This window comes from Thermosphaera sp. (assembly GCF_059755995.1).
The window spans coordinates 1-26,325 of the sequence record NZ_DBOUKL010000015.1; the positions used below are offsets into that span (position 1 = coordinate 1).

Annotated in this window: 33 protein-coding genes, 3 tRNA genes and 1 pseudogene; 23 read left to right on the forward strand and 14 right to left on the reverse strand. The window is 46.4% G+C overall.

Going from position 1 to position 26,325, the window contains the following annotated elements; genetic code table 11:
• Positions 1 to 125: 125 nt before the first annotated feature.
• From AC3OH0_RS01460 to AC3OH0_RS01495, 8 genes are all read left to right on the forward strand, one after another.
• Complete coding sequence (locus AC3OH0_RS01460) at positions 126 to 398, forward strand: 50S ribosomal protein L34e (protein WP_193436547.1); 273 nt, start codon at positions 126 to 128, stop codon at positions 396 to 398.
• 47 nt (positions 399 to 445) lie between these two features.
• A complete protein-coding gene (cmk, locus tag AC3OH0_RS01465) occupies positions 446 to 988 on the forward strand; it encodes a (d)CMP kinase (RefSeq protein WP_193436877.1) in 543 nt (180 codons plus the stop codon).
• A gap of 31 nt (positions 989 to 1,019) precedes the next feature.
• The gene (locus AC3OH0_RS01470; RefSeq protein WP_498344503.1) at positions 1,020 to 1,310 is read left to right on the forward strand and encodes a 50S ribosomal protein L14e; all 291 of its coding nucleotides are present in this window, start codon (positions 1,020 to 1,022) and stop codon (positions 1,308 to 1,310) included.
• Positions 1,311 to 1,351: 41 nt separating this feature from the next.
• On the forward strand, positions 1,352 to 1,642 hold the full coding sequence (locus tag AC3OH0_RS01475) for a tRNA pseudouridine synthase A (RefSeq protein WP_227410900.1): 291 nt from the start codon (positions 1,352 to 1,354) through the stop codon (positions 1,640 to 1,642).
• Positions 1,639 to 2,409 carry an RNA-guided pseudouridylation complex pseudouridine synthase subunit Cbf5 gene (locus AC3OH0_RS01480; protein WP_227410901.1) on the forward strand — a complete coding sequence of 257 codons (771 nt, stop codon included), beginning with the start codon at positions 1,639 to 1,641 and terminating at the stop codon, positions 2,407 to 2,409. Before AC3OH0_RS01475 ends, AC3OH0_RS01480 begins: the two co-directional genes overlap by 4 nt.
• Before the next feature lie 3 nt (positions 2,410 to 2,412).
• Positions 2,413 to 2,991, forward strand: coding sequence for a class I SAM-dependent methyltransferase (locus tag AC3OH0_RS01485; protein ID WP_193436549.1), 579 nt, complete (start codon positions 2,413 to 2,415; stop codon positions 2,989 to 2,991).
• A 5-nt stretch (positions 2,992 to 2,996) separates the two neighbouring features.
• Positions 2,997 to 3,080, forward strand: a tRNA-Ser gene (locus AC3OH0_RS01490).
• Positions 3,081 to 3,252: 172 nt separating this feature from the next.
• The gene (locus AC3OH0_RS01495; protein ID WP_498344504.1) at positions 3,253 to 5,331 is read left to right on the forward strand and encodes an alpha-amylase family glycosyl hydrolase; all 2,079 of its coding nucleotides are present in this window, start codon (positions 3,253 to 3,255) and stop codon (positions 5,329 to 5,331) included.
• Between the two features lie 106 nt (positions 5,332 to 5,437).
• Here AC3OH0_RS01495 and AC3OH0_RS01500 read toward each other — a convergent pair whose 3' ends face one another.
• Positions 5,438 to 6,910, reverse strand: a complete 1,473-nt coding sequence (locus AC3OH0_RS01500; RefSeq protein WP_498344505.1) for a right-handed parallel beta-helix repeat-containing protein — start codon at positions 6,908 to 6,910, stop codon at positions 5,438 to 5,440.
• Between the two features lie 274 nt (positions 6,911 to 7,184).
• Between AC3OH0_RS01500 and AC3OH0_RS01505 the strand changes: the two genes are divergently transcribed.
• Complete coding sequence (locus AC3OH0_RS01505; RefSeq protein WP_193436552.1) at positions 7,185 to 7,811, forward strand: hypothetical protein; 627 nt, start codon at positions 7,185 to 7,187, stop codon at positions 7,809 to 7,811.
• Positions 7,812 to 7,835: 24 nt separating this feature from the next.
• On the opposite strand, the gene AC3OH0_RS01510 is transcribed toward AC3OH0_RS01505, so the two are convergent.
• The 3 genes from AC3OH0_RS01510 to AC3OH0_RS01520 form a co-directional block, all read right to left on the reverse strand.
• On the reverse strand, positions 7,836 to 8,246 hold the full coding sequence (locus AC3OH0_RS01510; protein WP_193436553.1) for a NifB/NifX family molybdenum-iron cluster-binding protein: 411 nt from the start codon (positions 8,244 to 8,246) through the stop codon (positions 7,836 to 7,838).
• The gene (locus tag AC3OH0_RS01515) at positions 8,243 to 8,503 is read right to left on the reverse strand and encodes a DUF5320 domain-containing protein (RefSeq protein WP_193436554.1); all 261 of its coding nucleotides are present in this window, start codon (positions 8,501 to 8,503) and stop codon (positions 8,243 to 8,245) included. The genes AC3OH0_RS01510 and AC3OH0_RS01515 overlap by 4 nt, the downstream gene beginning before the upstream one ends.
• An 82-nt stretch (positions 8,504 to 8,585) precedes the next feature.
• Positions 8,586 to 8,927 carry a DUF134 domain-containing protein gene (locus tag AC3OH0_RS01520; protein WP_193436555.1) on the reverse strand — a complete coding sequence of 114 codons (342 nt, stop codon included), beginning with the start codon at positions 8,925 to 8,927 and terminating at the stop codon, positions 8,586 to 8,588.
• A 203-nt stretch (positions 8,928 to 9,130) separates the two neighbouring features.
• Between AC3OH0_RS01520 and AC3OH0_RS01525 the strand changes: the two genes are divergently transcribed.
• The 6 genes from AC3OH0_RS01525 (at position 9,131) to AC3OH0_RS01550 (ending at position 14,100) form a co-directional block, all read left to right on the forward strand.
• The gene (locus tag AC3OH0_RS01525; protein WP_498344506.1) at positions 9,131 to 9,691 is read left to right on the forward strand and encodes a hypothetical protein; all 561 of its coding nucleotides are present in this window, start codon (positions 9,131 to 9,133) and stop codon (positions 9,689 to 9,691) included.
• Between the two features lie 136 nt (positions 9,692 to 9,827).
• Positions 9,828 to 10,430 carry a winged helix-turn-helix domain-containing protein gene (locus AC3OH0_RS01530; protein WP_193436557.1) on the forward strand — a complete coding sequence of 201 codons (603 nt, stop codon included), beginning with the start codon at positions 9,828 to 9,830 and terminating at the stop codon, positions 10,428 to 10,430.
• 93 nt (positions 10,431 to 10,523) lie between these two features.
• Entirely contained in the window at positions 10,524 to 11,078 is a 555-nt protein-coding gene (locus tag AC3OH0_RS01535; protein WP_193436558.1) for a hypothetical protein, read from the forward strand.
• A 72-nt stretch (positions 11,079 to 11,150) separates the two neighbouring features.
• Positions 11,151 to 11,846 carry a hypothetical protein gene (locus AC3OH0_RS01540; protein ID WP_193436559.1) on the forward strand — a complete coding sequence of 232 codons (696 nt, stop codon included), beginning with the start codon at positions 11,151 to 11,153 and terminating at the stop codon, positions 11,844 to 11,846.
• Between the two features lie 20 nt (positions 11,847 to 11,866).
• On the forward strand, positions 11,867 to 13,057 hold the full coding sequence (locus AC3OH0_RS01545; RefSeq protein WP_498344507.1) for a signal peptidase I: 1,191 nt from the start codon (positions 11,867 to 11,869) through the stop codon (positions 13,055 to 13,057).
• Positions 13,054 to 14,100 (forward strand): hypothetical protein, encoded by a 1,047-nt coding sequence (locus AC3OH0_RS01550; RefSeq protein ID WP_193436561.1) that lies wholly within the window; start codon positions 13,054 to 13,056, stop codon positions 14,098 to 14,100. The genes AC3OH0_RS01545 and AC3OH0_RS01550 overlap by 4 nt, the downstream gene beginning before the upstream one ends.
• 4 nt (positions 14,101 to 14,104) lie before the next feature.
• On the opposite strand, the gene rbcL is transcribed toward AC3OH0_RS01550, so the two are convergent.
• A complete protein-coding gene (rbcL, locus tag AC3OH0_RS01555; RefSeq protein WP_498344508.1) occupies positions 14,105 to 15,442 on the reverse strand; it encodes a type III ribulose-bisphosphate carboxylase in 1,338 nt (445 codons plus the stop codon).
• A gap of 82 nt (positions 15,443 to 15,524) precedes the next feature.
• On the opposite strand from rbcL, the gene AC3OH0_RS01560 reads away from it, so the two are divergent.
• On the forward strand, positions 15,525 to 15,992 hold the full coding sequence (locus AC3OH0_RS01560; protein WP_498344509.1) for an archease: 468 nt from the start codon (positions 15,525 to 15,527) through the stop codon (positions 15,990 to 15,992).
• Here the strand turns inward: AC3OH0_RS01560 and AC3OH0_RS01565 are convergent.
• Both AC3OH0_RS01565 and AC3OH0_RS01570 read right to left on the reverse strand, forming a co-directional pair.
• Positions 15,971 to 16,543 carry an archaemetzincin family Zn-dependent metalloprotease gene (locus tag AC3OH0_RS01565; protein WP_498344510.1) on the reverse strand — a complete coding sequence of 191 codons (573 nt, stop codon included), beginning with the start codon at positions 16,541 to 16,543 and terminating at the stop codon, positions 15,971 to 15,973. The genes AC3OH0_RS01560 and AC3OH0_RS01565 overlap by 22 nt on opposite strands.
• 61 nt (positions 16,544 to 16,604) lie before the next feature.
• Positions 16,605 to 16,677: transfer RNA gene (locus tag AC3OH0_RS01570), tRNA-Phe, on the reverse strand.
• Between the two features lie 82 nt (positions 16,678 to 16,759).
• Here AC3OH0_RS01570 and AC3OH0_RS01575 point away from each other — a divergent pair.
• Together AC3OH0_RS01575 and AC3OH0_RS01580 are read left to right on the forward strand one after the other, a co-directional pair.
• The gene (locus tag AC3OH0_RS01575; RefSeq protein WP_424154359.1) at positions 16,760 to 17,461 is read left to right on the forward strand and encodes a nucleotidyltransferase family protein; all 702 of its coding nucleotides are present in this window, start codon (positions 16,760 to 16,762) and stop codon (positions 17,459 to 17,461) included.
• A gap of 146 nt (positions 17,462 to 17,607) precedes the next feature.
• A tRNA-Gly gene (locus AC3OH0_RS01580) sits at positions 17,608 to 17,683 on the forward strand.
• A gap of 178 nt (positions 17,684 to 17,861) precedes the next feature.
• Here the strand turns inward: AC3OH0_RS01580 and AC3OH0_RS01585 are convergent.
• The 6 genes from AC3OH0_RS01585 to AC3OH0_RS01610 all read right to left on the reverse strand — a co-directional run bounded on the left by AC3OH0_RS01585 (position 17,862) and on the right by AC3OH0_RS01610 (position 21,159).
• The gene (locus AC3OH0_RS01585; protein WP_498344511.1) at positions 17,862 to 18,167 is read right to left on the reverse strand and encodes a hypothetical protein; all 306 of its coding nucleotides are present in this window, start codon (positions 18,165 to 18,167) and stop codon (positions 17,862 to 17,864) included.
• 193 nt (positions 18,168 to 18,360) lie between these two features.
• Positions 18,361 to 18,693 carry a NitrOD5 domain-containing protein gene (locus AC3OH0_RS01590; protein WP_498344512.1) on the reverse strand — a complete coding sequence of 111 codons (333 nt, stop codon included), beginning with the start codon at positions 18,691 to 18,693 and terminating at the stop codon, positions 18,361 to 18,363.
• Complete coding sequence (locus AC3OH0_RS01595; protein WP_498344513.1) at positions 18,677 to 20,113, reverse strand: RAD55 family ATPase; 1,437 nt, start codon at positions 20,111 to 20,113, stop codon at positions 18,677 to 18,679. Before AC3OH0_RS01595 ends, AC3OH0_RS01590 begins: the two co-directional genes overlap by 17 nt.
• A gap of 171 nt (positions 20,114 to 20,284) precedes the next feature.
• Positions 20,285 to 20,692 (reverse strand): winged helix-turn-helix domain-containing protein, encoded by a 408-nt coding sequence (locus tag AC3OH0_RS01600; protein ID WP_052891710.1) that lies wholly within the window; start codon positions 20,690 to 20,692, stop codon positions 20,285 to 20,287.
• A 60-nt stretch (positions 20,693 to 20,752) separates the two neighbouring features.
• Positions 20,753 to 20,962, reverse strand: a complete 210-nt coding sequence (locus tag AC3OH0_RS01605) for a 4Fe-4S dicluster domain-containing protein (RefSeq protein ID WP_498344514.1) — start codon at positions 20,960 to 20,962, stop codon at positions 20,753 to 20,755.
• A 14-nt stretch (positions 20,963 to 20,976) separates the two neighbouring features.
• Positions 20,977 to 21,159, reverse strand: coding sequence for a hypothetical protein (locus tag AC3OH0_RS01610; protein WP_498344515.1), 183 nt, complete (start codon positions 21,157 to 21,159; stop codon positions 20,977 to 20,979).
• Between the two features lie 18 nt (positions 21,160 to 21,177).
• Here AC3OH0_RS01610 and AC3OH0_RS01615 point away from each other — a divergent pair, with 18 nt between their 5' ends.
• From AC3OH0_RS01615 to pdxA, 4 genes are all read left to right on the forward strand, one after another.
• Positions 21,178 to 21,513 (forward strand): NAD(P)/FAD-dependent oxidoreductase, encoded by a 336-nt coding sequence (locus AC3OH0_RS01615; protein ID WP_498344524.1) that lies wholly within the window; start codon positions 21,178 to 21,180, stop codon positions 21,511 to 21,513.
• Positions 21,514 to 21,704: 191 nt separating this feature from the next.
• Positions 21,705 to 22,670 (forward strand): 2-keto-3-deoxygluconate permease, encoded by a 966-nt coding sequence (locus tag AC3OH0_RS01620; protein WP_498344516.1) that lies wholly within the window; start codon positions 21,705 to 21,707, stop codon positions 22,668 to 22,670.
• Between the two features lie 19 nt (positions 22,671 to 22,689).
• A complete protein-coding gene (locus tag AC3OH0_RS01625; RefSeq protein ID WP_498344517.1) occupies positions 22,690 to 23,988 on the forward strand; it encodes a four-carbon acid sugar kinase family protein in 1,299 nt (432 codons plus the stop codon).
• Positions 23,981 to 24,994, forward strand: a complete 1,014-nt coding sequence (gene pdxA, locus AC3OH0_RS01630; RefSeq protein WP_498344518.1) for a 4-hydroxythreonine-4-phosphate dehydrogenase PdxA — start codon at positions 23,981 to 23,983, stop codon at positions 24,992 to 24,994. The genes AC3OH0_RS01625 and pdxA overlap by 8 nt, the downstream gene beginning before the upstream one ends.
• A 299-nt stretch (positions 24,995 to 25,293) precedes the next feature.
• Here pdxA and AC3OH0_RS01635 read toward each other — a convergent pair.
• Positions 25,294 to 25,451, reverse strand: a pseudogene (locus AC3OH0_RS01635) (heterodisulfide reductase subunit A-like protein); the annotation flags it as partial.
• A 102-nt stretch (positions 25,452 to 25,553) separates the two neighbouring features.
• Between AC3OH0_RS01635 and AC3OH0_RS01640 the strand changes: the two are divergent.
• Positions 25,554 to 26,300, forward strand: a complete 747-nt coding sequence (locus AC3OH0_RS01640; protein WP_498344519.1) for a metallophosphoesterase family protein — start codon at positions 25,554 to 25,556, stop codon at positions 26,298 to 26,300.
• The last annotated feature ends 25 nt before the right edge of the window (positions 26,301 to 26,325 follow it).

Consider the following 26,325-nt stretch of genomic DNA (forward strand, 5'->3'; position numbering starts at 1 on the left):
CCCTACCCCTCTACTTCGTTAACAAGAAGGTTAAGCTCTCCGAGGAGCCATCTCCTCCATAAAATTTAAGAAATCCTTACAATATTCATGAAACAATAGGCTAAGCCTGCTTACGGTGATCACTCATGCCGCGCCCAATGCTCAGGACAAGGAGCTGGAGAAGGGTAAGCGTTAGAACACCGTCCGGCAGGGTAGTGGTTCACTACGAGAAGAGGAGGCCAGGCGTTGCCAAGTGCTCGGTTTGCGGGAAACCCTTGAACGGTGTCCCCTCGCTCAGGCCCTCCAAGATGTCCAAGCTTGCTAAAACCGAGAAGAGACCTGAGAGAATGTACGGCGGCGTTGTCTGCCCCGACTGCCTTGCAAGAGGGCTGAGGGAAGCGGTTAGAGCGCAGCTGTAGCGGCTCAGCCAGCCTTGTCCCAACTCTAAAGGAGAGTGCCACGGGTCTTGGTTAGAATAGCGGTCAGCGGCCCCCCGGGTAGCGGGAAGACTACTCAGGCTAAGAAGATTGCGGAGCACTACGGGTTGAAATACTTCTCCGCGGGCGAGATATTCAGGGAGTACGCGAGATCCAGGGGGCTATCCCTTGAGGAGCTCAGCCTGCTGGCCGTGAAGGATCCAAGGATAGACTTGGAAATAGATAGGAGGACCATGGAGGTTGCCAGGGAGGACAACATCGTACTGGACGGGCATCTCTCAGCATGGATTGTCTCGGACATGATGGATGTTAAAATACTTGTTACCGCGCCAGTATCTCTCAGGATCCTCAGGATTGCAGGCAGGGATAACATACCCTTGGAGAAGGCTTACAGGGAGACAATTATCAGGGAGAACGCACAGAGGAAAAGGTTCATGGAGTTTTACGGCATAGACCTCGACGACTTATCCATCTTCGACGTCGTAATCAATACAAAGATAATAGGGGTTGACGAGGCCTTTCAGATCATTAGGACTGTTATAGATAAGGTTTTAAAGGGAGATCGTGGTTAAACGATTAGGAGATATATAGAGGTGTTTACCCATGCCGGCTATTGAAATAGGCAGGATATGTGTTAAGGTTGCTGGTAGGGAGGCTGGACGTAAATGCGTGGTTGTCGACATTGTTGATGAAAACTTCGTAATCGTGACAGGCCCCAAGTCCTTAACCGGGGTTAGGAGGAGGAAGACCAATATAAAGCATATTGAGCCAACCGACAAGATCGTGAACATCCCGAAAGGCGCTAGCGACGAGGATGTTTTAAAAGCCATCGGCGCCTCAGGCTTAACAGACTTTATGACACAGGTTGTTAAGCCAAAGCTCTCTCCTATTTAAGCTGTTAACAAAATATTTTGTTTACAAGGTGTTCATGTTTTATGAGCTTAGCCGCTAAAGGCGTGGAGTTTATAGACTACATAACCAGGAAAGCCGGCTACGAGAATAAGTGGATAATCCTCAGAGATGTTGAAACAGACCCTTCACACGGGAAGCTCCCGTACGAGAGAAGCATTGAAGAACACATATCGTACGGCGTGATAAACCTGGATAAGCCTCCGGGCCCAACCAGCCACGAGGTTGTAGCATGGGTTAAGAAGCTGTTCAACATTGACAAAGCCGGTCACGGGGGTACCCTAGAGCCCGCGCGGGGCGGGGAAACCCCAAGGTGACCGGTGTCTTACCGGTAGGGCTGGACAATAGCACAAAGGTTATTGGCAACGTCGTCCACTCGGTTAAGGAGTACGTGATGGTGATACAGTTCCACGGGGACGTGGAGATCGGGAAGCTTACTGAAGCATTGAAATACTTCACCGGCGAAATATATCAGAGACCGCCCCTCAGGTCAAGCGTGAAAAGAGTTTTGAGAACCAGGAGGATTCACGAGATAGAGCTCATCGACTTCAAGGACAGGTTCGCTCTCGTCAAGGCTTCATGCGATCCTGGAACATACATGAGAAAGCTCGCGCACGATATTGGGTTATACACCGGGGTAGGGGCTCACATGAGGGAGTTGAGGAGGACGAGGACAGGCCCCTACAGGGAGGATGAAACACTTGTAAAACTCCAGGATGTCAGCGAGGCACTGTACCTCTGGAGGTTTGAAAAAGATGAGAGGATGCTTAGAAGAATAATCCTGCCAGTTGAGACAGCGGTGACACACCTTCCTAAGATAGTGATCAATGACTTAGCTGTTGACGCGATCGCTCACGGAGCAAGCCTAGCAGCCCCCGGCGTGGTAAGGCTTACCGAGAACGTTTCAGCAGGGGCTACCGTGGCTGTTTTCACGCTTAAGGGAGAACTGGTCGCCCTGGCCAAGGCGTTGAAGAATGCTCGCGAAATAGCTTCGATGGAGAAAGGCATAGTTGCAAAGACGAAGAGGGTTTTAATGCCTACTGGCGTGTACCCCAGGTTCTGGAAGACCGGTGGAAAGGGCTAGCTAATGCATTATTTCAAGCCCGGTAAACCCGGAGAGAAGGTTTTAATCCCCTTCACAATACACGGGCACACTTTCGAGTTCGTCTCATACACGAGCCTTTTCTCGGGCAAGCAGGTGGACGAGGGGACGAGGCTCCTGCTTGAAAACATCAAAACCCCTGCTGAGGGAGAGGTTTTAGATGTCGGATGCGGGTACGGCGTGATAGGTATTGTGCTAGCTAAGCTCAACCCGAGGCTCAGGGTTTACATGACAGATGTGAACCCGCTTGCCGTTAAAACAGCCGAGCACAACGCGGTGTTAAACAGGGTTAGGGACAGGGTTTTAATCCTGCAGGGAGACAGGTATGAGCCTGTAAAGGATAAGGTTTTCAACGCGATATACTCCAACCCTCCCTTGTCAGCAGGCATGAGGATTGTTGAGGAAATAGTGCTGGGAGCGGCTAACCATTTAGCGCCGGGAGGGTTCGCACAGTTTGTTCTAGCCAGAGGAGGTGACTACCTGAGGAGAAAGGCGGCGGAGACCTACAGGGTTGTTGAAGCCCGTAGTAAAAAAGGTTATATTCTCCTATACCTAGAACCATAATAGGAGCCGGGGTGCCCGAGCGGTCTAAGGGGCTGGCCTTGAGAGCCAGTGGGCGCACGCCCGCGCGGGTTCAAATCCCGCCCCCGGCGCTGCCTTACTCCCAGATAATGACGGGCCTCCCTGGTTTCCAGAGGTCATTGTTAAACATTATTGAAGCGTTGACATATTGTTAGAGGGTATACTGGTTTATAGTTAAACGTTTAATTACCGTTGATGAATGTGAATTACTTTGACAGCTTAAAATTGCCAGGAGTGATGGGATTGTTCAGGCTCCTAGGGCGGAGGATGATAAGTAGTGGGCGTGCCAGAGGGTTCCTAGTAGAGTTTTCCCGTGAATGGCCCGAGAACGCTAGGAGAATATACCTGGTAGGTAATTTCACAAGCTGGTTCCCAGGCTTCAAAAGGCTTGCCAAGAAAGGGGGCAGGGGTTTCACTGTTCTTGAGCTGTTTCCAGGAGTATATGGCTACGGGTTCGTCGTGGACAACGATTTCACCAACATCCTAGACCCTGAAAACCCGGATACAATCCTCCTTCCAAACGTTATGACGCTGGAGGAGAACGCTTTCAAAGGGAGTAGGCTGGAGTTGAAGCCGCCCGTGGATCCGAGGGATTACGTGGTTCACGATGAGAATGATGAAGTATTCCTGCACAGGCATCTCGACCACTATGTTTTCAGGCTTAGAACCGGTGTTAAGGTTTTGAAATCCATACTGGTCGTCAATAATGAAGAATACGATGCGTCGGTGGTTTATGAGACAGGGTTTGAGAAGGTTTTCGAACACCACGTCCCTGTGGAGAAGCCTGGGAAAGCCATCACATACTATTTCAGGCTCGAGGCCCCTGGGGAGGAGTTCTCGTATGGTTTTAACGGGGTAGGGGAGAGGGTGCAGCCTATTCAGGTTTACACAGGCGATATTAAAGGCTTCGACAAGCCAGCGTGGTACATGGGCGCAGTGTACTACCACATCTTCGTCGACAGCTTCTACAACGCCGACCGGTCAAACGATCCCCCTGTAAAAGTGCCTGACACCGCTCCTAGGAGCCACGGGTATTTAGGCGGGGATTTGAAAGGTGTTACGGAGAAGCTCGACCACGTTGTCAGCCTCGGAGCCGAGGCTATTTATCTAACCCCAATATTTCCAGCCGGTAGCTACCACAGGTATGATGTTAAAGACTACCTTGGCGTTGACCCCTACCTCGGCTCAATTGAGGATTTCGAAGAGCTTGTCAGGAAAGCCGAGGAGAAGGGCATAAAAATAGTTCTTGACATCACACTCCACCATATGGGGGTTTGCCACCAGTTTTTCCGGGACGCTCTCACCAGGCGTGAGAAATCCGACTACTGGGACTGGTTCATCTTTCTTGAAAAACCCAGCCAGGACTTCTTAAGCCAGGCTGTCAAGTTGATTGAGGAATGCAATTATCAAGGGTTAAGGAACCTAATTTTTAGAGCAGGGTATAGGAGGCCTTTCTACGAGGCCTTCTACACTGTCTGGGCAATGCCCAGGATTAACCATGAAAACCCTGAGACCCTAAAGTATTTCATCCACGTAGCCGAATCATGGATTGGGAGAGGCGTCAGAGGCTTTAGAATAGATGTTGCGCACGGTGTAATGGATACTTGGATGCAAGCCTTCTACAGGGCTGTTAAGAAGAATTCAAAGGATGTCGTCATCATCGGCGAGGTATGCGACCACCCGTTCCTTTACAGGGATTACATGGACTCCTACATGAACTACTGGCTCAGATACATCCTCCTGGGAACGCTTGTTAAGGGCGATCTCAGCCCTCGGGAAATGGTTGCGAAAATCGGGGAGATCCTAGCCTCCCACCCCGTCTACCAAGCCACCATGCTCTACAACCTCCTAGGCTCACACGACACTCCGAGAATCATTGAACTAGTGAAAAAAGATAAGACGTTGCTGAAGCTGTTGATAAACCTGTTGAACATTCTCCCGGGTTCCCTGGCAATATACTACGGGGATGAGGTAGGGCTTGAAGGGGGGAACGACCCGGACAACAGGAGGCTCATGAAGTGGGATCGTAGAGAATGGGATGAGGAGGTTCTCACCACCTATCTTGAAGCTGTTGAAACACGCAGGAAACACACAGCAGTGAGGTATGGCTTCACACGGACATGGCTCTGCAACGATAAAGTACTGGTTGTGGAGAGATGGTTGCAAGGGGATAAAGTTACCGGGTTGTTCAACCTTACAGGGGAGGAGGCAGATGTTTCAGACTGTGTAGGAAAATTGTTCAGGGAAGCTTCCAGCAATAACCATGTCGAGATGAAATCGTTAAGGGGCCACGACTTTGTCATTATCGCTCATAATAGGTAAACGTATTCACCCCGAGGGAAGTTAATTGCCGTTAACCTATGCTGGTTTAACGCTTAAGCATTCAAGAAAGGCCCTAGACGTGAAAACGTGTCTAGGGCTATTTAAACTATCTTCTCACTTTTTTAAACAAGAGGATCAGGGCTAGCATTAGCAGAATTATAGCGGATATTGCAACATATGTTATTGTTTCACCACCTGGGGCCTCCTGTTCCGTCATACTTGTCTGAGAGGTTTCCGTGCTAGTGGTCGTCGGCGAATAAGTTGTTAGGGTGGTGGTGCTCGACGTGGTAGCAGTTAGCGATGCGTATGGTGGGATGATGGGGTTCGCCAATGGATACTTGTCGACTGATTGCTTACCTGTTGAAGAGGGAATGATGTAAGGTTGGTCAACTATTCCATCGGAGTCGGCATCCGGACCCGTGTGATCATACCAGTAGTTCCCTACTCTATGTGTCTCATTCTCCAGGTACCACTGGTTGAACCCGCTGTCATCCGCGGCGTTATAGTTGTAGCAGTACCAAAACGTGTTGCCGAATATGAGGTTTTCCGAAGTATACTCTGACATGTAAATGCCAACCCAGCCTGTCATGTTTACTAGGTTGAAGGATATGGTGTTTCCATGCCCGTTAGCCGCGTGAACACCTCTACCGCCTGATAAGTAGTTGTATGATATTTGATTATAGTCACCGTGTAGCTGGATCGCGTGGTTTCCGCTGATGGTGTTGTGGTGGATGATATTATATCTTCCAACCAATCTAACTCCTATGTCACTCCCTGTTATCTTATTTCCTCTAATCTCGTTGCTGCTTAAAGATGTTTGAGGTATATCAATCCCTATCTTCCCCGTTATCTCGTTCTCCTCTACAAACGCGTTTGATCCCGTGAGCGTTACTGCGTTCTCGTTTGTGGAAGATATTACGGATGATTTAACCGTTCCGGCTCCAATCTTCAAGGCCGTCTTTCCTGCAGAGATACTGCTTGAAAATATATCGGTGTTGCCGCAACCTGACACGCCTATGCCGTTTGACACCTGTATTGTTGAGTAGGTTATTGTTAAACTATTGCACACCCCCCACACGCCTGAGGGAGTACCGTATGTCTCAGCCCCGCCGGCGCTTATTTGAACAGATTCCAGGGAGACTACCCCCTCCGTGCGGCTTGCATCACCCACTTGAACACCGCTAGCACCGCTCTCTACGATGATGTTGGCTAGAACTATCCCCCTGCCAAACAACTTTACCGCTGAGTCGAGGCCTGAAGTAGGGTTTTCCAGTAAAACCTTTAGAGAAGAGATGTGAACGTCATCTGCTTCAACAACTATTCTACCATTTACAACTACCTCGGCAGGGCTTGTGCCAATTATCGTTAAGCTCTTCGATACTGTGAAACCCATGTACACCCCTCTTGAGACTATTATGATGTCTCCTCTCTCAGCGTTGTCAACGGCTGCTTGAATCTCGGGATAGTCGCCTGGTACATTAATGGTTCTACCGTGGGTTATTCTTGCGCATCCGAGAGCCGTGAGACCTATTAGTAGGAGGAGTAGTAGGAGTAGCCTAGTCTTCACTAAATAGTACATTGATAAGGCCTCCTTTAATGGTTGATACTTGTTTTGTTTTACTAATAAACTTTTCCCACAAACATGCCACAACCAATTATCGAATATCATGTTATGGTTTAAAACCAGGTTAACACAGGGCTTGTTTGAGATTAAGAGATAGACAACTTCCCTATCCATGCAGAGTGGGGGAACAACGCAGATCAGTGATGGTTTGATAAAAAGATACGATAGTGTTCAGTTCTGGAAACACTTTTTATGTACGTTGCCTGTTAATAATGCTGGGTGTCTACCAGTGAGGCATGCATGGTTTAAGCTTACAATTACCCTGTTCGCAATATTGCTCACAGTTTCTGCAACGGTCTCAGTGAACGCTGAGAACGTTGTATACCACCAGGGAGACTGGGCCTCCTACAGGGCGTCCCTGAATATTGGAGGAACCGAGTGCGTGTACAGGATCAGGCTCACAGTTAAGGATGTTAACGGCACTATTGTCAAGTATTCTCTAGCGCTTGAAAATCTTGAGAAAGGCGATGAGCAGAAATGCCAATTAATCTCAGCACTCCTGCTTCTCGGGTTTACGTTTTCAACAAATATTGAAAGAGATGTTTCAGCCCTCACCCCTGAGTCTAAGGAGGTGTTGATAAATCCTTCGTACACGGGCAAGTACACGACAAGCGATGGTGCAAGAGTCTCTTACACCAGGGGTGTTTTAACAGTGCTTGAGCAGGAGTCCAGCGATGTTATTGTAAGCCGTGTTAAGATAGAGCTCGTGGATACCAGCATATTCCTGATCAAGATGTACAGCTGGATACCCTACATAGTGATCGCAGGTCTCGCCTTAATACTGGCTGCGGCAGTAGCATTTTTAATCAAGCGTTTAAGGAGGAAGGTTGAAAATGCTGAGCCAGTTCGAGTTTAGGTGATCGATTCGAGCAGAATTTTATTAATCAAGCTCCCTGGGCTCTAATGCTTCCTCCAACTGTTTGTTCACGAACATTTCAACAGCTTTGCCAAGCGGCACCAAGCTTCCCGTAGCACCCTCCACCGGCACATAGTATATTTTAACACCGCTCTCCCTTAGCAAGCGGAATGCTCCATAACCTATTCCGAGCACTATTACGGAGTCTACGCCCCGTGAAGTCAGCATCTCTATCACCCTGCTCCCCCTGCCATGCTCATGCCTTACATGGGGGTTCTCAATAATCTCTAGAATCCTGTAATCATTCCCTGCTACCTGAACTATGGCGAAGAAGGGCGCCCGCCCAAAGTGAGGGGTTAAATAGTACTCGCTCCCAACCTTTACCACTGGCGCGGCTACCATGAATGGTTGAATGCTAGAGGACTCACTGCTCATTTCAACCCTGCCTCCCTATTCCTGAGCTCTTCAAGCCTCTTATCTATTTCCTTCAAGACGACTTCGGTTAGGTATTTCCTCAGCTCCTCCAGATACTTTGCCTCATCCTCGTTGCTTACCGGTGGAAGCGGAGTAGTGGTCCACAGCCTGCACCATCCTCTTCCGAAATACCAGCCTGGTCTCTCCCAGGGTGGTAGATTGCTCCACGGCCCTTTTCCAGGATGTGGTTTCCAAGACCTTATCCAACGCCAATCCATTTTTACACCGTATTAGAAATATGTTTCAAATACCTTTATATGTTTAAGGATTTTTCCGCTGAAATAAGAAACATATTTCAATCTACGGACTCGACCCTCCCGACTCCTGTTTCGACGAAACAACCCTAATAGGCTTATGCTCGATGAGCGCTTTAGCCAGCTTAAACCTTGCCTGCTCTAGTATTCGCCAAAAAGTTGTTTTAGACAGCTTCAACCTCTCCGAGGCCTCGTCCGTGGTTAAACCCTGGTAGTGAACCAGTGAGAAAGCCTCGATCTCGAAATCATAGATCTCAACGCACTCACCCGGGTTGAAGCCGGCAACGGGCTTCACAGGCAGGTAGAAAATATCCGTGACGCCCAGGCTACTCTCGACCTGCGCCCTAACCCTATACCGTCCCCAGCGATGACAGCACCGTCTAGGCATGGTTAAACCCTAATTTAAACTTGAAACATATTCCAATAAATATCTTTGCCCCAGCTACTAGGAAATGAGTAATTACTGCTAACAGTCGCGTGCTTTCTGTCCTGGAACATGTTTCAACCAGGATGAGTACTATCCATATGTATGAAAGATACGCTTGCTTTATTAATAGTTGAAGCGTGATCTTAAACCAAGGTGTTTGTATTTTGACAAACGTTTTCATAGTCATGATGTTCCTGCTTTCAATCCTACTAATAGGCGTCGGGTATGGCTTATGGAGCGATACTTTGAAAGCCAACGTCTACATCCACATGTTCCCCGGGTATTTGGAGATAGGGTCCTGGAAGGTTTTCGCACGCTACAGATGTGATGGATGCCTAGGCTATGATTTAACATTCTTGTCGCCAAGCAACGACACCTTACACATACTTATTGGAAGCAGGGTTGTTGAATACTTGTGGATAGGGCTGGTAATAGAGAATAATAAGGAAGCCAGCCTCTACTTGGAGAACATGGAGGTCAAGATCAACGATACTTCAGGAGAATACGAGTTAACCCCAATATCATACCTATATGAGCCTGTTAAAACAGGCATAGGCTACATGCCCTACTGGGGAGGGGTTAGGTGCTCTGACCTACCCGTGAACGGTTACCTAGCAGGGTATCCTGTGCTGGTTAAGCCAGGTTATAAAATGGTTGCATGGCTCTATGTAGAGCTCGGGCTGAGCAATGCTGAGATCACTGTGGAGATAGTTTCAGGTTATTAAAATACACTGTGATGGTTGATTAAACAATTTCTCATAAAAAATAACTAACTTCTTTTTTAAAATGTATTAGATATACGGAAGCTTTATAGGTAGATAAATGCATTTATTATTTAAATGATTAACGAAGGTTTAATGCTTGAGTAATAGAACGCGAATCGACATAGTTGAAAAAATCCTAGACTATATAGCAAGAGAGGAGAAAGCTCTTAAAACCCATATCCTCTATGCCTCAAACCTGAACAGTAGCAATCTTAACAAGTACCTGGAGTGGATGGTAAAGCTCGGTCTTGTAGAAAGGTTTGAAGATAACAGGAACATAGCGTACGCGATCACCCCTAAAGGGATAGAACTTCTTGAAAAGTTGAAAAACATCAACGATGTATTGAACAGTAAGAGGGATTTGCTGAGCGACGAGCTCGTCTTCTACAGGGATGTTTTCAAGAAGACCATGGGCTCGCAGGAGTTCACGGTTTCCTACAGGTCGGTGATAGGTAAAACCGGGTTAACATACATCCACCTCACAGTGGGATACGGGGGTGTTGAACACCTTCTAGTATCTTTAAACGAGGCAGTTGTCTCCCAGTATTTAATTCGAAATCTCGCGTACTCACTGCTTGTCTCAGACGACACGGGCATGCCCTTATTGATTGTTTTGAGAAACAAGAGAATACAAGATGTAGTTGAAAGGCTAGCCTCATCCAATTCTCCGGAGAGAAGGGTTAGGATAATAGTGGTTTAATATGTATAGTTAATACATATGGTTAATACATAATACTTCTGCACTAGTGTTTTAAAAGCTGCTTACAATAACCCAAACCGAAAGGTGTAATGTATGAAATCTATATCAACTATAATGGGCTTAACCTTCATAGGGTTAATGCTCCTAGCTCTAGGAGTGGCAACAGCTATGTGGATGGAGACATTGTGGATAAACACTTATATCGAGACTGGCGAGGTAAGAGTTGCCTGGACCGAGTGGACGTGTTCGGACCAGGGCCCAGACCCCCAGGCTGGCGAACCCTTCCATAACGAGGAAGGTAAGAATGTAGCGCAGTGCATTGTAACGCCGGAGATCTACGATGACGAGCAAAACGTTATCAAGGTTAACATCACACTGGTCAACGCATACCCCGGTTATGCACCGTTCATAACACTATACGCTGGTAATATTGGAACGATACCTGTTAAACTATTGAACTATACTAATCTACAGTACGATGAGGAACCATTGACGGTTTACCTAGACATTCCAGAGGACACTCAGATACATCCAGGCGAATCCCTGCCTATAGGGATACACATAATTGTGAACCAGGAAGCCGAAGAGCTAACAACATACTCGTTCGAACTGGAATTCACGTTCGCACAGTGGAACGAGGTTCCATAGTTTTTCAGAGAGAAATGCTTGCTCATAGCAAGCATTAAACCATAGCGTAACAACGTAATAAGGTGTATTCAAATGAATAAAAGCATAATGTATATGTTAAGCATAGCGCTCGTAGGGGTGTCAGTCCTCGTAGGACTAGCCATGTGGACTGACAGCTTGAAAGCAAACAGCTACGTGTCAACAGGAGAGCTTGATTGGGAGATCGTGCCTGGTCCAACTATCTGGCTGGACGCATGCGGTCTTCCGCCGGGCTATGGAATGTTCAAAGGGAACGACTGGAACGCAAGCCTTCTCCCAATGCCAGGCGCCATCCAGCTCGACAAGGACGTGGGGTGCACTAGCGTCACCCTAATAGATTCTGACGGCGATGGAGACTATGACACAATGAATGTTACCCTAGTGAACGTTTACCCATGGTACTATACTCACATAGCTTTCAAAGTACACAATGATGGGACAATACCTTTGAAAATATGGAGAGTTGTCTTCGACGGACACGAATACTATGAGATAAACGAGGGTGAGCTGCAGCAAGGCGTTGAAGTTGACTTAGACGGTGATGGAAACCCCGACATACTAGTATGGTGGGGAGACAACTTCGGGAAGCAACTACATCCTTGTCAGTCAGCAGACATAAGCTTCGATTTGACAATACTGCAGACAGCTCCACAGGGAGCTTCGCTCTCATTCACAATATACTTTGACGCGATAGCTTGGAACGAGTATTATACTCCGTCCACAGTTACCCCAATCCAAGGGCCAGAGTAGCCCCTGCGAGGCGCGTGTAAATGAGCAGATCTTTTTTTATCGAAAACATCCAATTCATATATTTCTCCCTAGCCTTTTCAGCCCTAATTATTCTGTTCACGGGCAAAATGCTTTACAGTAACGCATACTACTTAATTCCTTCAATGATTTTTCTTATAGGTTTTAGCGTGAACTATTCATACCTGAAAGGGTTGAGCGAGGACTTGTCGCATTCTTTCAACGCTCTATCCTTGATTATATACCTGGCATCTTTCCTAGTAGCAGGCTTGATATGGGGGTTTGGATTAAACACTTTACTTTTAACGCCTCTCACGCTCGCCTTGAGGACTATGCTGGTTTTAACAGCTGTGTTTTTCACGGAGTCTTCCAGAATCCTCCTCACGGTGAAAACCCGTTTACACTCCCACTCTGTTTTTGCCACAGCTGTTTCAGCACTCCCCTTAGCAGTCATATACGCGTATGTTTTCGAGGGCGTGCCCTCCGGTTTAAACTGGGTTATAAAATACCTTGCCTTTGCATCATACAGCACGGTTTTATCGATCATAGCGTGGAGGTACGGGTTTAAAACCTCGTTATTGAACGCATTAACCTATGCTAGTCTCTTCTACCTATCCCCTGTCATACCTGCCTCTACATCTCTTCTTACAAGTGTTCTCACATTAACATTGCAGACTATTCTGCTCTCAGGATCCCTGTACGCCCTGGCTAAGCCTGCCCCGGTCCCTGCAGGATATCGTGCTCGAAAACCTTCTTCAAAAATCTTCTCAATCATGCTTATCGCGCTATCGATTTTACTACTCGGCTCCTTCCTCCTCGGGGTGAGACTGCTAGCAGTGGGCAGTGGCAGCATGACTCCCTCAATCAATATTGGAGATGTTGTTGTAGCAATACCGGTTTCACCCGGCGAGCTGAAAACAGGGGATGTCATTGTTTTCACCGGGGACTCAAGCCTTATTGTTCACCGGATCGTTGAGCCATCAGGCAACAACTGCTTCGTAACAAGGGGGGATGCTAATGAAAGCCCCGATCCTTTGTGGGCTTGCAGCGGTAGCATTGTTGGAAAAGTTGTAGCCGTGATCCCGCTGGTAGGGTTGCCGACAGTTATTCTATTGGGTTTTCTACGCAGCTTCTCCTCACTAGTATCCCTGATGCTTGCTTTATTATCCCTTGTTTACGTTTACTATGTTGTGAAAGGAGTTGTATTGTTTTGAGCAAAATCCTATCTAGAAACCGCTTATTCTCAGGGAAGGTTGTTAAAAGCCTCCTCTTACTTCTCACAGTTGTGTCTATCCTGGTCTTTGCTACCAGTGCTTTCTACCTCGCCGAGAGCTATAGGCTTCAGCCCTACATTACCTACAAGAACTCGTACAAGACAGCGGATATCAATTCCCAACCCTACTACAGCGTCCTCGTTAAGCCCTCGCTAATATATGATTACGCGACTGTGGTGACCTATTCAACAGTCTACCTTTCCCTGGCGGAGAAAGTTGATTATGTCTTCAACTTATCCTGGGCAGTGTACAATAACACAGCGAAAGGCCCGGTTTCAAGCATTACGTACAGTGTTGAACCTGCCCTCTTAATAACTACTTCAACGTGGAGTAAAAGCTTCGCAATAACCCCCGAGATCCTTGAGACGGGCGAGGGGGTTGTGGTTAAAGGCTCCTTCAACATCAGCGAGCTGGAAGGCTTAGTGGACGCTATAGACAAGGAGGTTCGGGTAAGCTCGTGGAGGTTTGACGCAAACACTACTTTGAGCCTCAGGATTCATGCCGCATACTCTACAGGGGTTAACGCTTCCTACGAGTTGAAACCTTTTATAGCGCTAAGCATCAACAAGATATACAATCTCCTGGAAATATCTACAGGCGGTTTGACCTCATCCTACGGTGAAGAAGTTAAGAAAACCATTGAAAACACGATGACCCTCCCATTAGGATTTAGCGTTAGAGTATCCACTGTTAGAAGCGTGGCAACCATTTCAACACTAACCACCGGCTTGCTGGCAGCGGTAATGGGTTACACCTCCCTCAGGTCTTACGGGGTGTTCAAAACACAGGGAGGGAAGAAGTTTAAGAGAAGGATTGTGAAAGCACGTGTAGACGAGTACCGGTTTAAAACAGTCATCGTGGAGAGTGCAGAGGATTTTGACGCGCTGGCTAGGAGGGTTGACGCGCCAGTCATATATTCCGAACAGGATAGGAAATACTACTTGGTAATAGGAGATATTGCATACGTTTACCAGGAGAGTTAAAAAACTATATTGGTTTAACAAACCCCCATTTCTCCAGGGCCCGGGCAAGCTCCCTGTGTGATTCAGCGTATTCGTCGAGAGGTATCCCTTTCACAACGGCTTCGAGCGCTTGTCTAACAGCCATTGCGCCGGCCCTAGGTCCATCAGGGTGTCCAACCACCCCGCCCCCCACCTGGAGCACTATGTTAGTCCCCAACGCCTCGATCACGGGAGGCAGGTTCCCTGGGTGTAACCCGCCTGAGGAGACAGGCATTGCCGGCTTGATATGGTGCATGTCCTGGGGGAGGTGGAACCGGTCCTCCGGATCCGGCGTGAACCTCTCCTCTCTTAATATTCTCGCACACCTTACAACGTCGAGTTTTCCGCCCTCAAGCTTCCCAGCGCCCGCTGTTCCAACGTGGAGCTGGTCAACCCCGATAACCCTGTAAAGCTTTGCCAGCACGAACATGGATATTCCGTGGTAGGGGTTTCTCGTAAAGGATGCGTGCATTGCTCTGTGAGCGTGAACGGCGAGACCATACTCCTCTGCGAGATCCCTGATGTAGTTTAAAACTCCCCAGCCGGACACTACTACGTCAACCATTACGTAGGGATTCCCGTAGTCAGCCACCAGCCTCAGCCTCTTCTCCATCTCCCTGACGTCAGCGGTTATGTTTGCAAACCAGGCCTTCCTCTCACCCGTCTCCTTCTCGACCTTGTCAATAACCTTCATTATAGCCTTGGCCCTTGCCTCGAAGCTACAATACTTCGGGCTTGTCAGGTTTTCATCGTCCTTGATGTAATCCAGACCACCCATTAACAGCTCGGTGGCGAGTTTTTCAACCTCTTCGGGCGAGTAGCCAACCTTCGGCTTCGGAACAGTGCCCACGATCGGCCTGTCTTTAACCTTGAAGATCTCCCTTACCCCTTCAACACCCTTGGAGGGGCCTTTGAAATCTTTGAGAAATCCTCCCGGCAGGTATATATCCTCAAGCCTTAATCCCTCCACCCGTCTCATTCCGAAAACATTTCCCGCAATGCTCGCCAACAATCCTGGAATATTCCCTTCCTCAAAGAGCTCGACCGGGTACGCTATCTTAACGATCCATGAACCATCCTTTAAGTCCAAGAACTCATAAGCCCTCCCGCTGAGCCTCCTAACCCTCTCCCTATCATACCAGTTGTAAATAGTTGTCCATGTACCCGTACTGCTTTCAGCAGCCACTCCCCCCGCGGCATCATCTATTGTGAAGCCCTGGGCTGGCTTAATCCTGAAGACAGCGATTACATGGTTGTCGGGGTCTGGTTTAAACGTTCTATCAATGTACTCATGGTATGTTTCGAAATCGAACTTCTCAGGCATGAGAACGCGCCTCAAGTGTTTGAAAATATATTGTCTACAGGGAATTATAAGTATTATCGGGTTTTGACCCGGGGTGTTTTAAATGATGGAGAAAGTTGTTGGAGGAATACCAGGGAGGTTTGAGTTTCTGGAGCACATGAGCGATGTTTATGTGAGAGCCTATGGGAGGAGCATTATTGAGTTGTTTGAGAATTCTGGGCTGGCATTGTTTGAAGCTATGACGGATACTTCCAAAATCAGCAGGAGTGTTGAAAGGCTTGTGGAGGCCGAGGGTTTTGACCTGGAGAGTCTTCTATACAAGTGGCTTGAGAACCTCCTAGTACTATACTATGCTGAGAGGGTAATGTGTAACCAGGTAGAGATATGGGAGTTTAAAATTGAGAAGAAGGAGGCTGGAGAGGAATACAGGATCAGGGGTGCTTGCAGAGGCGAGGTTTTCAACCCATCTATTCACGAGGCAAGGGTTGAGATTAAATCACCAACCTACAGTTTAATGCGGATTCTCAAGGATGTTGATCAGTGGAGGGCTTACTTCGTGCTTGACATATAAGTTTTAAGCAGTGATTTGCACTGGGGGCAGAAGAATGCTGTTTTCTCGTCAACCTCTCTCACGCTATTGCTGAACCTCATAACACAGGCTCTATTTCCACAATGTTTAAGCCCCAATAAGTGGCCCAGCTCGTGCACAACTTCCTTCACAAGCCTCTCCAAATACTTGCCGGGGTCCGGTTCGTCCCCGTAGAACTCCGGCTTCAATCTTTTCGAGAAGACAACAGCGACTCCTTTAGAAGGGACTGCCTCGCCGAACACGAAGTTCAACCCGTACTCATAACCGTCTAAGTAGCCGATACCGATCACGAGGATTCTCCTACCAGCCTTGAAGACGGCGAAGTGCTTGTCAAGCTGCTCCACCAGGCACTGCGCCACGTACTGAGCCCTCTCCCAGTCGAAGCATTTGAGAGAAGGCTTGAATACCCCGGGCCAAGCATTGATCTCAAGGGTTATGCCGGAATCGGATAGGATGTTTGAAATTCTTGATGCTAAATCCTCCAGGTATTCTGACATCCCGTGGCTGGTCATGGAAACCAGTAGCAACTCCATAAGGGAACACCGTTCAGCCTATTTTTAAGAAAACATGGAGGGTTTAATAAAACAAAGCGAGTGCCGCCGCGGGGACTTGAACCCCGGGCATCCCGGTCTTCAGCCGGGCGCTCTCCCAGCTGAGCTACGGCGGCCTATTAAATCATTAAGATTTCAGGGTTTATTAGTTTTATATTTCAGCTCCCGCATCTTATAAATCATGCTTGGTGTGTTGCAATGCTGGCAGCGATCCTGGCAGGTGGTTATGGTAAGAGGCTGAGACCATTCACTAATGACGTGCCAAAGCCCTTGGTTCAGGTCGGGGATAAGACGCTTGTTGAGTGGCAGATAGAATGGTTGAGGAAGCATGGTTTTAACGAGCTGGTTCTCTTGGTAGGGTATAAGAAGGAGAAGATGATCGAGCATGTTGGTAGCGGCATAAGATACGGGGTGAGGGTGACTTATGTTATCGAGGATGAGCCGTTGGGGACGGGAGGGGCTGTTAAAAATGCCGAACACATCTTGAGCAAGACTGATGTCTTCCTCGTAGTCAACGGGGATATACTTACAGATCTCGATCCCAAACTACTTATCGAGAAGCTTGAATCGACCCGCGGATTACTGGGCGTGATAGCTTCAATACCGCTTCCAAGCCCCTACGGTGTCTTAGAGATGAATGGTGACATGGTCACAGGCTTCGTGGAGAAACCCTTGCTGAGGGATTACTGGATTAACGCTGGAGTATATGCTTTGAAACCCGAGGCGTTAAGGTATTTCCCGGATAAAGGCGATCTCGAAAAAACAGCCTTCCCCGCAATGGCGAAGGATGGGGTTCTAGGAGCAGTGAGATACACCGAAGTGTTCTGGAAAGCGATTGACACTTTCAAGGAGCTGGAGGAAGCGTCGAAAACGCTTATGGAACGCTATAGGAGTGGTTAGGGATCAGGATTTCCGGCTCTCATCACAGCTAACTGCTCAAGAGACCCTCTTGTCATCACTATTTTTAATACTAGGAGTAACCAGTCTTATATAAGCCAGCATCGGGAAGTTTTAAAAACAACAACAAGGAATACACATATTAATGAGCGGCGGTCGTCTAGCCTGGACTAGGACGCCGGCCCTCCAAGCCGGAGATCCCGGGTTCAAATCCCGGCCGCCGCATTTAATCTTCATTAATCTTCAATGGTGCATGTCTCAATGTTTTTATCATGGGAGGTATGCAACATTATTTTCCAGAGGTAGGGGTAGGCGGATTCTACGAGATTATGAGAGCCTTAACAGGCTTTTAACTGAAGGAATCAATCTGTTTTTAAGACGAGTGTTAGCGGATCATTCGCTTTTACCCAGGGGTTAAATGAAATCTATTTCCGAATCTCTCATCTACTATGAGGACCTCTTCAAACCCCGCTTCCTTAAGCTTCTCCCTCATCTTGCTGATTATAGTGTTCCACAATGTGTTGTTTATGAATTTACAGAACAAGCAGCTTGGCTGGGAACCCGTGAAGTCCACGTAGACAGTTATTTTTCTTCCATCGTTTGAAATCCTGAAACCTGTGACCAACCCGCTGCTTACTACATCTACGTCGAAACCTGGGACTTCGATGCCTGATAACACCTTCTCAGCTAGCCTTGCTTTTTCATCCATAAATATGAACACCCGTCCCGCTTGATATTCAGAGATTAGGTTTTTAAAGTATTAATCACGACTTTTAAAAGAAGATAAGCGAGATCACTTTTTCATAATTTCTTCTCAACAAGATACTTGTAATCGGAAGTGGTCGAACAGCGCATCTAGAATAATGCCGGCTTCAAAAAGAATTGGTGGATGATGGCTTCCCCTAACTCTCAAGGGCTTTGCGTATTATGCGGTAGAGTTCTCTAGGGTTTTCAAAGAATAGTTTTATAAGCTTCTCCATAGGTTCGTCGATGAAAATGTTAAGCTTTACGGGATAAATGAACATTCTCGCGATCATTTCAGCGGATGATGAAGACCCATATACGTTGGAGACGATGTCTCTGAAAGTCCATGGCTCCTCTAGGAAGAGTTCTGCACAGTCTTTGCCGGCCGTTCTACGGCAATAGATATTCAGCGTGTGGATCAATCCCGGTGCAACGCTTCTAACATAGGCTTCAATATTATTCACTAAAACATCTTTAACGCTCCCGCTCACTTCCCCCACCCAGCCTCTGTTTTGCAAGCTTGGCTAAATCCCGCGAATATGAGGCCAGTTTGCCCATATCCTCGCTCTTGAAACCTATCACTTGTGGGTGGAAACCCTGCCTCCAGACCAGGAATTCAGGATGTAGCTCCCCGTTACCCTCACGTTTAAAGTATACCCGAACCACTAGGTCTGAAACAGCTTCAAGGGTCTTATTCCAGTAAGGATCTATCCTTGCAAAGTAGTTTACGACTATCTTGCCTTTGTTTTTAAGCCAAACCATAAGGTTTCTATGGTTTATCCAGAAATCGCTGAAACCCTTGTAAGTAGCGGCGAGAACCTCTCCTCCGTGAAACACGACTATTTCAGGGTTGACACTCTCGATCAAATCAGCCAGTAGCATCATTAGGTGTGATGGAGAATATGCAGAAGGGTTGAAAGAAGCTATATGCAGATACTTCTTTAAGACTTCCCTGGCAAGCTCTGCCTCGAAGTTAAGGTAATTCTGCATAATTCCTGTTAACAACTCCTCAATAACGTCCGGAGAGTATAGGAATGTTACGAATAATATTTTTGAATCATTCGTTATCGCTAAATCTACTAGGGGTAGCAGTGTTAACGGCGTTCTACCCCATGAAGGATAACTTACAAGCAGTGTATTCCCCGTTTTCAACGAGCCTCCTAACCCTTCTAGAAACTCTTTAATAGTCGTGGATAGTTTCTTGACCGGGCCGGGGCAGATTTCCCCAGGCTTAGGGGGCTTAAAAACCCTTATTCCCTTCCCCTCTATGATTACGAACGGTATTTCAACGGTCTGGAGAGGGAGGCCGCGGATTTTCCTCAACTCCATAATACGAGAGAGCATCCCGCGTTCAACCCTATGCTTCAAATATATCACGGCGTCAGCGACGAAATCTATAGGACGAGTTTCAACATTTTCACCTCTTGCTTCAACCTCAGCTAACACTACTAGTAGTCCTATAATCGAGCTCGTTAACTGGTAAAAAAAGTTTAGCAGTATAGCCCTATGCTCTTCCCTTTTCTCCGTTAGTTCTAAAACAGGGTTTACCGAGTCTAAAACAACCACGTCAAAGTCTTCCCTCTCCAGTAAGCTGGCGAATTCTTTTAGAAAACTCTCAATGGATACAACCGGTAGTTTCACGAACTTGAAAAATCCTTTCTCCTCGGCACTCTGAAAATCCACCCCGATCTTAGACATGTTCTTGTAAAGCTTTCCCTTATCCTCGTAGAATGTCACGTAGAGGCACTTTTTACCGAGTCTCATGTTAGCGTAACATATCTGTGAAGCCAGGGAGGTTTTTCCAGAGCCAGGATGTCCTGCTATAAGTAGCATGCTATTCGGAAGAATAGGACCGATTAAATCATCAAGCTCTGGTGAACCAGTAGTATACTCGGCCTCCTTGTTCAGCATTCAGGACCGCCACTCTCTTTTAAAATATTTCTCGGATCTCAGTTAAAAGCTAACAGACAATTTCCTGAACGCTAAACCCCCGCAGTCCATTACACGGGCCTATGTTGATCAGTACTTGTCACGAAGTGAAAGCCTCACTACGACGGCAGTTCCCCATACTTTTCTACAAGGTTAACCGGTATTTGCCTCCCTGGAGGAGAATACGTTTAGGATTGTTGTGAAAACCTTCTCTGTAAGGCTCGTCAGCGAGTACAATTTAAATTTCCCCTCGCGTTTATACTGGACTAGCCCAGCCTTAAGTAGTGTTTTAAGGTGGTGTGAAACCAGGGTTTGATCAAGGCCTAGCACATGAGATATAATGCACACTGGCAGAGACCCGTTCAGGTATAGTAGCGAGAGGATTTTAAGCCTCGTAGGGTCTGAGAAATGTTTGAAAATGTGATTTAACTCACTAAGCCCCTCTCCAGGTATTTTAATCTCTAAACTAGGGTTTAGCGGTATTGCCTCGCTAATCCTGCACGCTCCCCTATCCTTTAACTCTTTAAGGATTTCGGAAACCTTCAACGATCTAGCTATCAAATCCTTAATCCCTTGGTAATCCAATATTTCAGACTGTCTTAAAAAGAAATGCGTGTTGAATCACTCTGCAATATCTCCATTGTAACGTATCGCTTCCCCGGGACAGACCTTCTGGCAACCTCTGCACATTTCTACACAGTTATCTGGGTTCACCACTAACGGCTTTCCATCTTCTCGAAGACCGTAAACGCCGTGTGGGCAGAAATTCAAGCATGAGAGGTAGCCAGTACACTTCTCGTAGTCTATGACTGGGTACCAGTTCCTCGCCACCATCCCCACCCGGTTTAAAGCGCGTTTTCAATTGCTTTAACAGCCTCTTCCGTCGACATGTTCCTTATTTCAACACCAACGAATTTTGACTCGTCGAACCCGAGTTCCTTAAACACCCAGCCGAACATTTTCTTCTGCATGACGGGGTCGCAACCGGCTACTATAACTTTGTCAATGTCTTCATTCTTGCTTAGCAAGACTTTCCAGAAGCTTCCATCTATTCGAATAGAAGGGATGCGTTTAAGACGATAATAAGACCTCTTTCAGAGCTCTTACCTTTCTTAAGACATCTGAGGATTGTCAGATATTGGATGGGATATTACGATATGACGCCAGATCATCATCCAATTTATGGCCCCATAGAAGGATTTGATAACCTGTTTATAGCTGCTGGCTTCAGCGGGCACGGCATGATGCTAGGACCAGTGACAGGAGAAGTGATATCGAGCTGGATTGTTGAAGGCAAGCCTTCGCCATCAATAGCTCAAAACCTTACGTTGAAGAGGTTTGAAAGAGGAGCTCTCGTTAAAGAGTTAGCGGTCATAGGTTAAAAACGTTTGTTAGCGTTAACACGTTCACACCTAGGCATGTCATAACTTTTAAGATACATTAAATTCATCTTTTACTTAAAATAATCACGTCTCTATTCAATGAATGCATTGATATATGAAAACAAAGGTTTCAGTTATGCTTATAAACCCAACGCTAGGAATAATATGTACACGTCTTATGGTGAAATCCAATGGGTGTGAAAATCTGGGATTCTATAAATAGAGTTCCCGGAGGTTTAATGGTAATACCATTAATATTAGGCTCCTTAACGAGAACGTTTTTCCCACAATTCCTCGACATGGGCGGTTTTGTAACAGCGCTCTTTAAGAACAGCGCGTTGCCGTTGATAGCTTTGTTGATATTTGCTACAGGAGCCAACACCCCTCTTAGACTTTTAGGCATCGTTGGAGCTAAAGCAGGAGCTCTGTTAGCTGCAAAGACCTTCATCCCAGGTCTTCTAGTGATACTGTACGGATTTGCTGTAGGCAGAGCTGAAATCTTGCCGGGCCTAGGACTCTTGGCTTTGATCTCCGGCACGATAAACTCGAACGGCGGCTTATGGATTGCATTGGCAAGCAAATATGGCAACCAAAGCGACGTTGGCGCTTATATAGCGTCAGCACTAAACGATGGTCCGTTCTTCGCCATGTTGTTCCTAGGACTTTCCGGACTAGCTCAGATACCCGTGCAGTATATTGTTGCAGCAATACTGCCTTATCTGTTAGGATTGGTATTAGGAAACCTAGATCCAAAGATAGGTGAGATTTTCAAGCCAACATCCAACATAACCATACCGTTTTTCGCGTTCTCCCTTGGAGCAGGAATAGATATAATGACGTTGGGCTCGGCTGCTAGCGGCGGTTTAATAATAGGCATGTTGAGTTTATCCACAGGCCTATTAGGATACCTGTTCTATAGGGCGTTGTTCAAGAGAGACACCAATCCAGGCGTTGGTGCAGCAATCGGAACGACTGCTGGAAATGCTGCAGCGGTACCAACTATGATAGCTGAAGCAGATCCCACGTTTAAACCGTTCGTAGCATCCGCTTCTGCTGCAGTAGGTTTTGCTGTACTGTTCACAGCGATATTTGCTCCCATATTGACCCATTACTTAGCAAGCTACCATAATAAGAAGAACGCGCGATCAAACAAATAGAAGATAAAAGGTTTTGCACATGAAGAAGAGATTTTTTAGAAAAGTTCTCATAATTGCAGATGATTTTACAGGCGCTAACGACACAGTCGCGCAGTTTGCAAAATTAGCACTACCAAGCGTAACCGTAATTCGTTCTTCGGCGTGCACCTCAAGCTATTTGAGAAGTCTTGCTGACGAGTACGACGTCATTGCTATAAATACTGATAGCAGAGCCTTGGACCCTAGAGAGGCATATAAAGCGATATACAGCCTGTTTGAAAAAATAAATGAAGCGTTCGACGAAGCTGAAGATCTACTGATATATAAGAAGATAGATTCTACTCTAAGAGGCAACATAACCGCAGAATTACAAGCAGTGTACGATTCCTTCAAACCACAGCTCATATCATTTGCGCCAGCCTATCCTAAACAAGGTAGAACTACGTTAAACGGCATACACTTAGTGAACGGAGTACCAGTAGATCAGACTCAATTCGCTAAAGATCCTAGAAATCCAGTCAAAAGTTCTTACATACCTTCATATTTTGAAGACGTGTTTAAGGAAAAATACAAACATATCACAATCGATGAGCTTCGATCAGACAAAGCTAGCGATATGATTGAGAGATACGAAGTCCTATCGTTTGACATCGAGAATGACAATGATTTGAAGACCTTAGTAAACTGTGTATTAAGAACGGACAAGAAGGTAATATGGGTTGGATCAGCGGGTTTAGCTGAACATTTAGCTTACACGACAATAGTGGGGAGAACGCGTGGAAAGCCTGTACTTGTAGCCATAGGAACGCTCAATAACGTGACCAGGATCCAGGTGAGTGAGCTTACGAAAGCGCTGAACTGTAAGCTGTTGTTGATCAATTTAAAAAGTTTGCTGGACGATCCTGAATTGGAATATAAACGATTGAAAGATGACATAGAAGTAGGTCTTAAGGAATCCTCAGAGATCATACTGACTACTAGTTATACGCAAGAACAAGTCAAAGATGGTGAGCTGTTAGCTAATGAGATGGGCATAGGACTTTCACAATTAGGAGCCCTAATAGCAAAGAACATGGGAGAGCTCATAAATATGATAGTATCGGATTATGGAATAGAGAGATTCAGTGGCATATTTGCAAGCGGAGGAGACATAGCCTTGGCTATAATCAATAAGCTCAACATAGACTTCGTTTCTGTCATAGGCGAGATCGAACCCGGTCTTCCGTTACTGAAGCACAAGAACTCGTACATCGTTACGAAAGCTGGAGGATTTGGAAAAGAAGATACGCTTATTAAAACAGTAGTTCGTATTAAGAGTTTGGCGAGAAGACATGAGTGAAGTCAAAATAGCTATAACCATGGGAGATCCAGCTGGTTCAGGTCCAGAGCTAACCATCAAAGCTTTGAGAAAATTAGCTCCAACATTTGAAGCAATCCCTATTCTTATAGGCGACTTTAACGTTTTTACAAAAGCTGCTTCAATAGTAAACGCAAAAGATTTGGTCTTTGTGAAGGTAGAACACCCAAGAGAAGCGGTTAAAGCTCCTTTCACTGTAAACGTCATCGATCTAAACAACGTCAAATTAGAGGAGCTCGTTTATGGAAAGCCGTCTCCGATGGGCGGCAGAGCTTCATATGAGTGTATAGTCAAGGCTGTAGATTACGCTGTTAAAGGGGAAGTGGACGCCATAGTGACAGCTCCTATAAGCAAAGAGAGCTTGAACATCGCTGGTTATAAGTATCCAGGTCATACTGAATTGCTGGCTGATTTAACAAATTCTAAAGAAGTTAGGATGATGTTGGTCGCTAGGCATTTGAGAGTAGTTCACGTGACTACACATGTTTCGTTGAGAAAAGCCATAGATATGATAAAGAAGGATAGAGTGCTGAGAACGATCGAAATAACAGACGATTACTTGAAGAAATACTTCGGCATAGAGAGACCTGTACTTGGGATTGCAGGACTCAATCCACATGCCGGTGAAGGCGGATTGTTTGGTGATGAAGAGATAATCGAGATAGTTCCTGCAATCAATGAGGCAATGAACAAAGGCATAAATGTTAAGGGACCCTATCCTCCAGACTCCGTGTTTTACAGAGCGTATTATAACAAGGAGTTCGATGCAGTAGTAGCCATGTACCACGATCAAGGTCATATACCGTTGAAAATGGTTGGATTTATGGAAGGAGTGAACATCACTCTTGGCTTGCCGATAATAAGGGTTTCTCCAGATCACGGAACAGTATGGGGTAAGGCGGGCACTGGTAGAGGAGATGAAACCGCTACATTAGAAGCGATAAAAATAGCAACAGAACTCGCTAAAAGGAAAAAGAGTTGGTCCTAACTTTTCCTAAAACATCGAACTTTAACTATAAATTAGGAAACTCTTCTTTTGGCTTGAAAGACAAAGCTTTCATTCGTAAATTTCACTTTCACTCAAGTCTCTGAGAGTATGGAAAAAACTTCCACAAAAGCTTATGTATAATGACTATCGAGCTCTTTATGGTGATTTCAATCATGAGTTGTACTAAAGCTCAAATAATAATCCTGCTTGAAAAGATAAAAGACGAATTGAAACACGAAGATGATAAGGCGATTACACAAACAGTTGATGGAGGCTTTATATTAGCAAGAGACATGGAAGACGCTCCAGAAGTTATCACCGTCTGTCGCACACAGCTGTGGGTGAATAACTGCGAAGTCGATCTTCTTATTCCGCCTAAAATAGTTGACCACTTCGAACGGGTTCACTTTCTGGAAGGACATGTTCCCTGGCAGACACACATTATCAAGCTCTTCATATGAATCACAATTCACTTGTATATCGATTTAAGTATAAAAGCCTTGCGCTCCCCAAATGTTTTAACCCGGGTAGGGTAATAATTGCTTAAACAGGGATTGATTTGAAAATACTTGTCTTATCCGATATCCACGGAAACCTGGACGCGTTGAAAACAATTCTCGAGCACGCTCCAAGCTGGGATGAGCTGTGGGTTCTAGGAGACCTCGTAGACTATGGGCCCGAGCCAGGTGAGGTAATAGATTTTGTCAAATCCCTCGGTCCCAGGCATATTCTCCGCGGAAACCACGACCACGCCGTTGCCTACGGGGTTGACTGCGGGTGCGGCGAGAAAACCCACGACCTCAGCATTTACACGAGGATTAAAATCTCGGTTAAAATGATTAGTAGAGAGCAGGTTGAATGGCTTAGGACCCTAAGCCCTGTTGAAAGAGTCGCCGATAAAGGATTGGAGGCTGTTCTAGTCCATGGGAGCCCTCGAAACCCGCTCTACGATTACATGCTTCCCACGCTCCCCCCTGAGGATTTAAGGAGAATGCTCACCCCGCCTCCTCTCTCACCATATGGGTTTAAGGGGATGGTCACAGGGCTAGTGGTTTCAGGGCATACCCACATACCTATGGATGTAAGAGTCGGCGACACGAGAATAGTTAACCCCGGTAGCGTTGGACAGCCAAGGGACGGCGATCCGAGGGCGTCCTGCGGCCTACTCGATAGCGAGACCATGGAGTTCAGGATCATCAGGTTTAAGTATGATGTTGAAAAGACTCTCTCCAAGCTTAAAGCATTGATAACTGATCAAGCAATCTACCAGAGGCTTGCATCCATATTGTTAACAGGCAGGGTTTAGATTCAATGATTAATTATGGTTTAAA

What these genes read in the sequence shown, in the direction of transcription:
- pdxA (WP_498344518.1), top strand. Translation starts at nt 23,981, where the DNA reads ATGAGTGAAGTCAAAATAGCTATAACCATGGGAGATCCAGCTGGTTCA.
- AC3OH0_RS01500 (WP_498344505.1), bottom strand. Translation starts at nt 6,910, where the DNA reads ATGTACTATTTAGTGAAGACTAGGCTACTCCTACTACTCCTCCTACTA.
- AC3OH0_RS01625 (WP_498344517.1), top strand. Translation starts at nt 22,690, where the DNA reads ATGAAGAAGAGATTTTTTAGAAAAGTTCTCATAATTGCAGATGATTTT.
- AC3OH0_RS01575 (WP_424154359.1), top strand. Translation starts at nt 16,760, where the DNA reads ATGCTGGCAGCGATCCTGGCAGGTGGTTATGGTAAGAGGCTGAGACCA.
- AC3OH0_RS01485 (WP_193436549.1), top strand. Translation starts at nt 2,413, where the DNA reads ATGCATTATTTCAAGCCCGGTAAACCCGGAGAGAAGGTTTTAATCCCC.
- AC3OH0_RS01585 (WP_498344511.1), bottom strand. Translation starts at nt 18,167, where the DNA reads ATGGATGAAAAAGCAAGGCTAGCTGAGAAGGTGTTATCAGGCATCGAA.
- AC3OH0_RS01560 (WP_498344509.1), top strand. Translation starts at nt 15,525, where the DNA reads ATGATGGAGAAAGTTGTTGGAGGAATACCAGGGAGGTTTGAGTTTCTG.
- AC3OH0_RS01535 (WP_193436558.1), top strand. Translation starts at nt 10,524, where the DNA reads ATGAAATCTATATCAACTATAATGGGCTTAACCTTCATAGGGTTAATG.
- AC3OH0_RS01475 (WP_227410900.1), top strand. Translation starts at nt 1,352, where the DNA reads ATGAGCTTAGCCGCTAAAGGCGTGGAGTTTATAGACTACATAACCAGG.
- AC3OH0_RS01470 (WP_498344503.1), top strand. Translation starts at nt 1,020, where the DNA reads ATGCCGGCTATTGAAATAGGCAGGATATGTGTTAAGGTTGCTGGTAGG.
- AC3OH0_RS01520 (WP_193436555.1), bottom strand. Translation starts at nt 8,927, where the DNA reads ATGCCTAGACGGTGCTGTCATCGCTGGGGACGGTATAGGGTTAGGGCG.
- AC3OH0_RS01545 (WP_498344507.1), top strand. Translation starts at nt 11,867, where the DNA reads ATGAGCAGATCTTTTTTTATCGAAAACATCCAATTCATATATTTCTCC.
- AC3OH0_RS01565 (WP_498344510.1), bottom strand. Translation starts at nt 16,543, where the DNA reads ATGGAGTTGCTACTGGTTTCCATGACCAGCCACGGGATGTCAGAATAC.
- AC3OH0_RS01540 (WP_193436559.1), top strand. Translation starts at nt 11,151, where the DNA reads ATGAATAAAAGCATAATGTATATGTTAAGCATAGCGCTCGTAGGGGTG.
- AC3OH0_RS01595 (WP_498344513.1), bottom strand. Translation starts at nt 20,113, where the DNA reads ATGCTGAACAAGGAGGCCGAGTATACTACTGGTTCACCAGAGCTTGAT.
- rbcL (WP_498344508.1), bottom strand. Translation starts at nt 15,442, where the DNA reads ATGCCTGAGAAGTTCGATTTCGAAACATACCATGAGTACATTGATAGA.
- AC3OH0_RS01510 (WP_193436553.1), bottom strand. Translation starts at nt 8,246, where the DNA reads ATGAGCAGTGAGTCCTCTAGCATTCAACCATTCATGGTAGCCGCGCCA.
- AC3OH0_RS01515 (WP_193436554.1), bottom strand. Translation starts at nt 8,503, where the DNA reads ATGGATTGGCGTTGGATAAGGTCTTGGAAACCACATCCTGGAAAAGGG.
- AC3OH0_RS01620 (WP_498344516.1), top strand. Translation starts at nt 21,705, where the DNA reads ATGGGTGTGAAAATCTGGGATTCTATAAATAGAGTTCCCGGAGGTTTA.
- AC3OH0_RS01460 (WP_193436547.1), top strand. Translation starts at nt 126, where the DNA reads ATGCCGCGCCCAATGCTCAGGACAAGGAGCTGGAGAAGGGTAAGCGTT.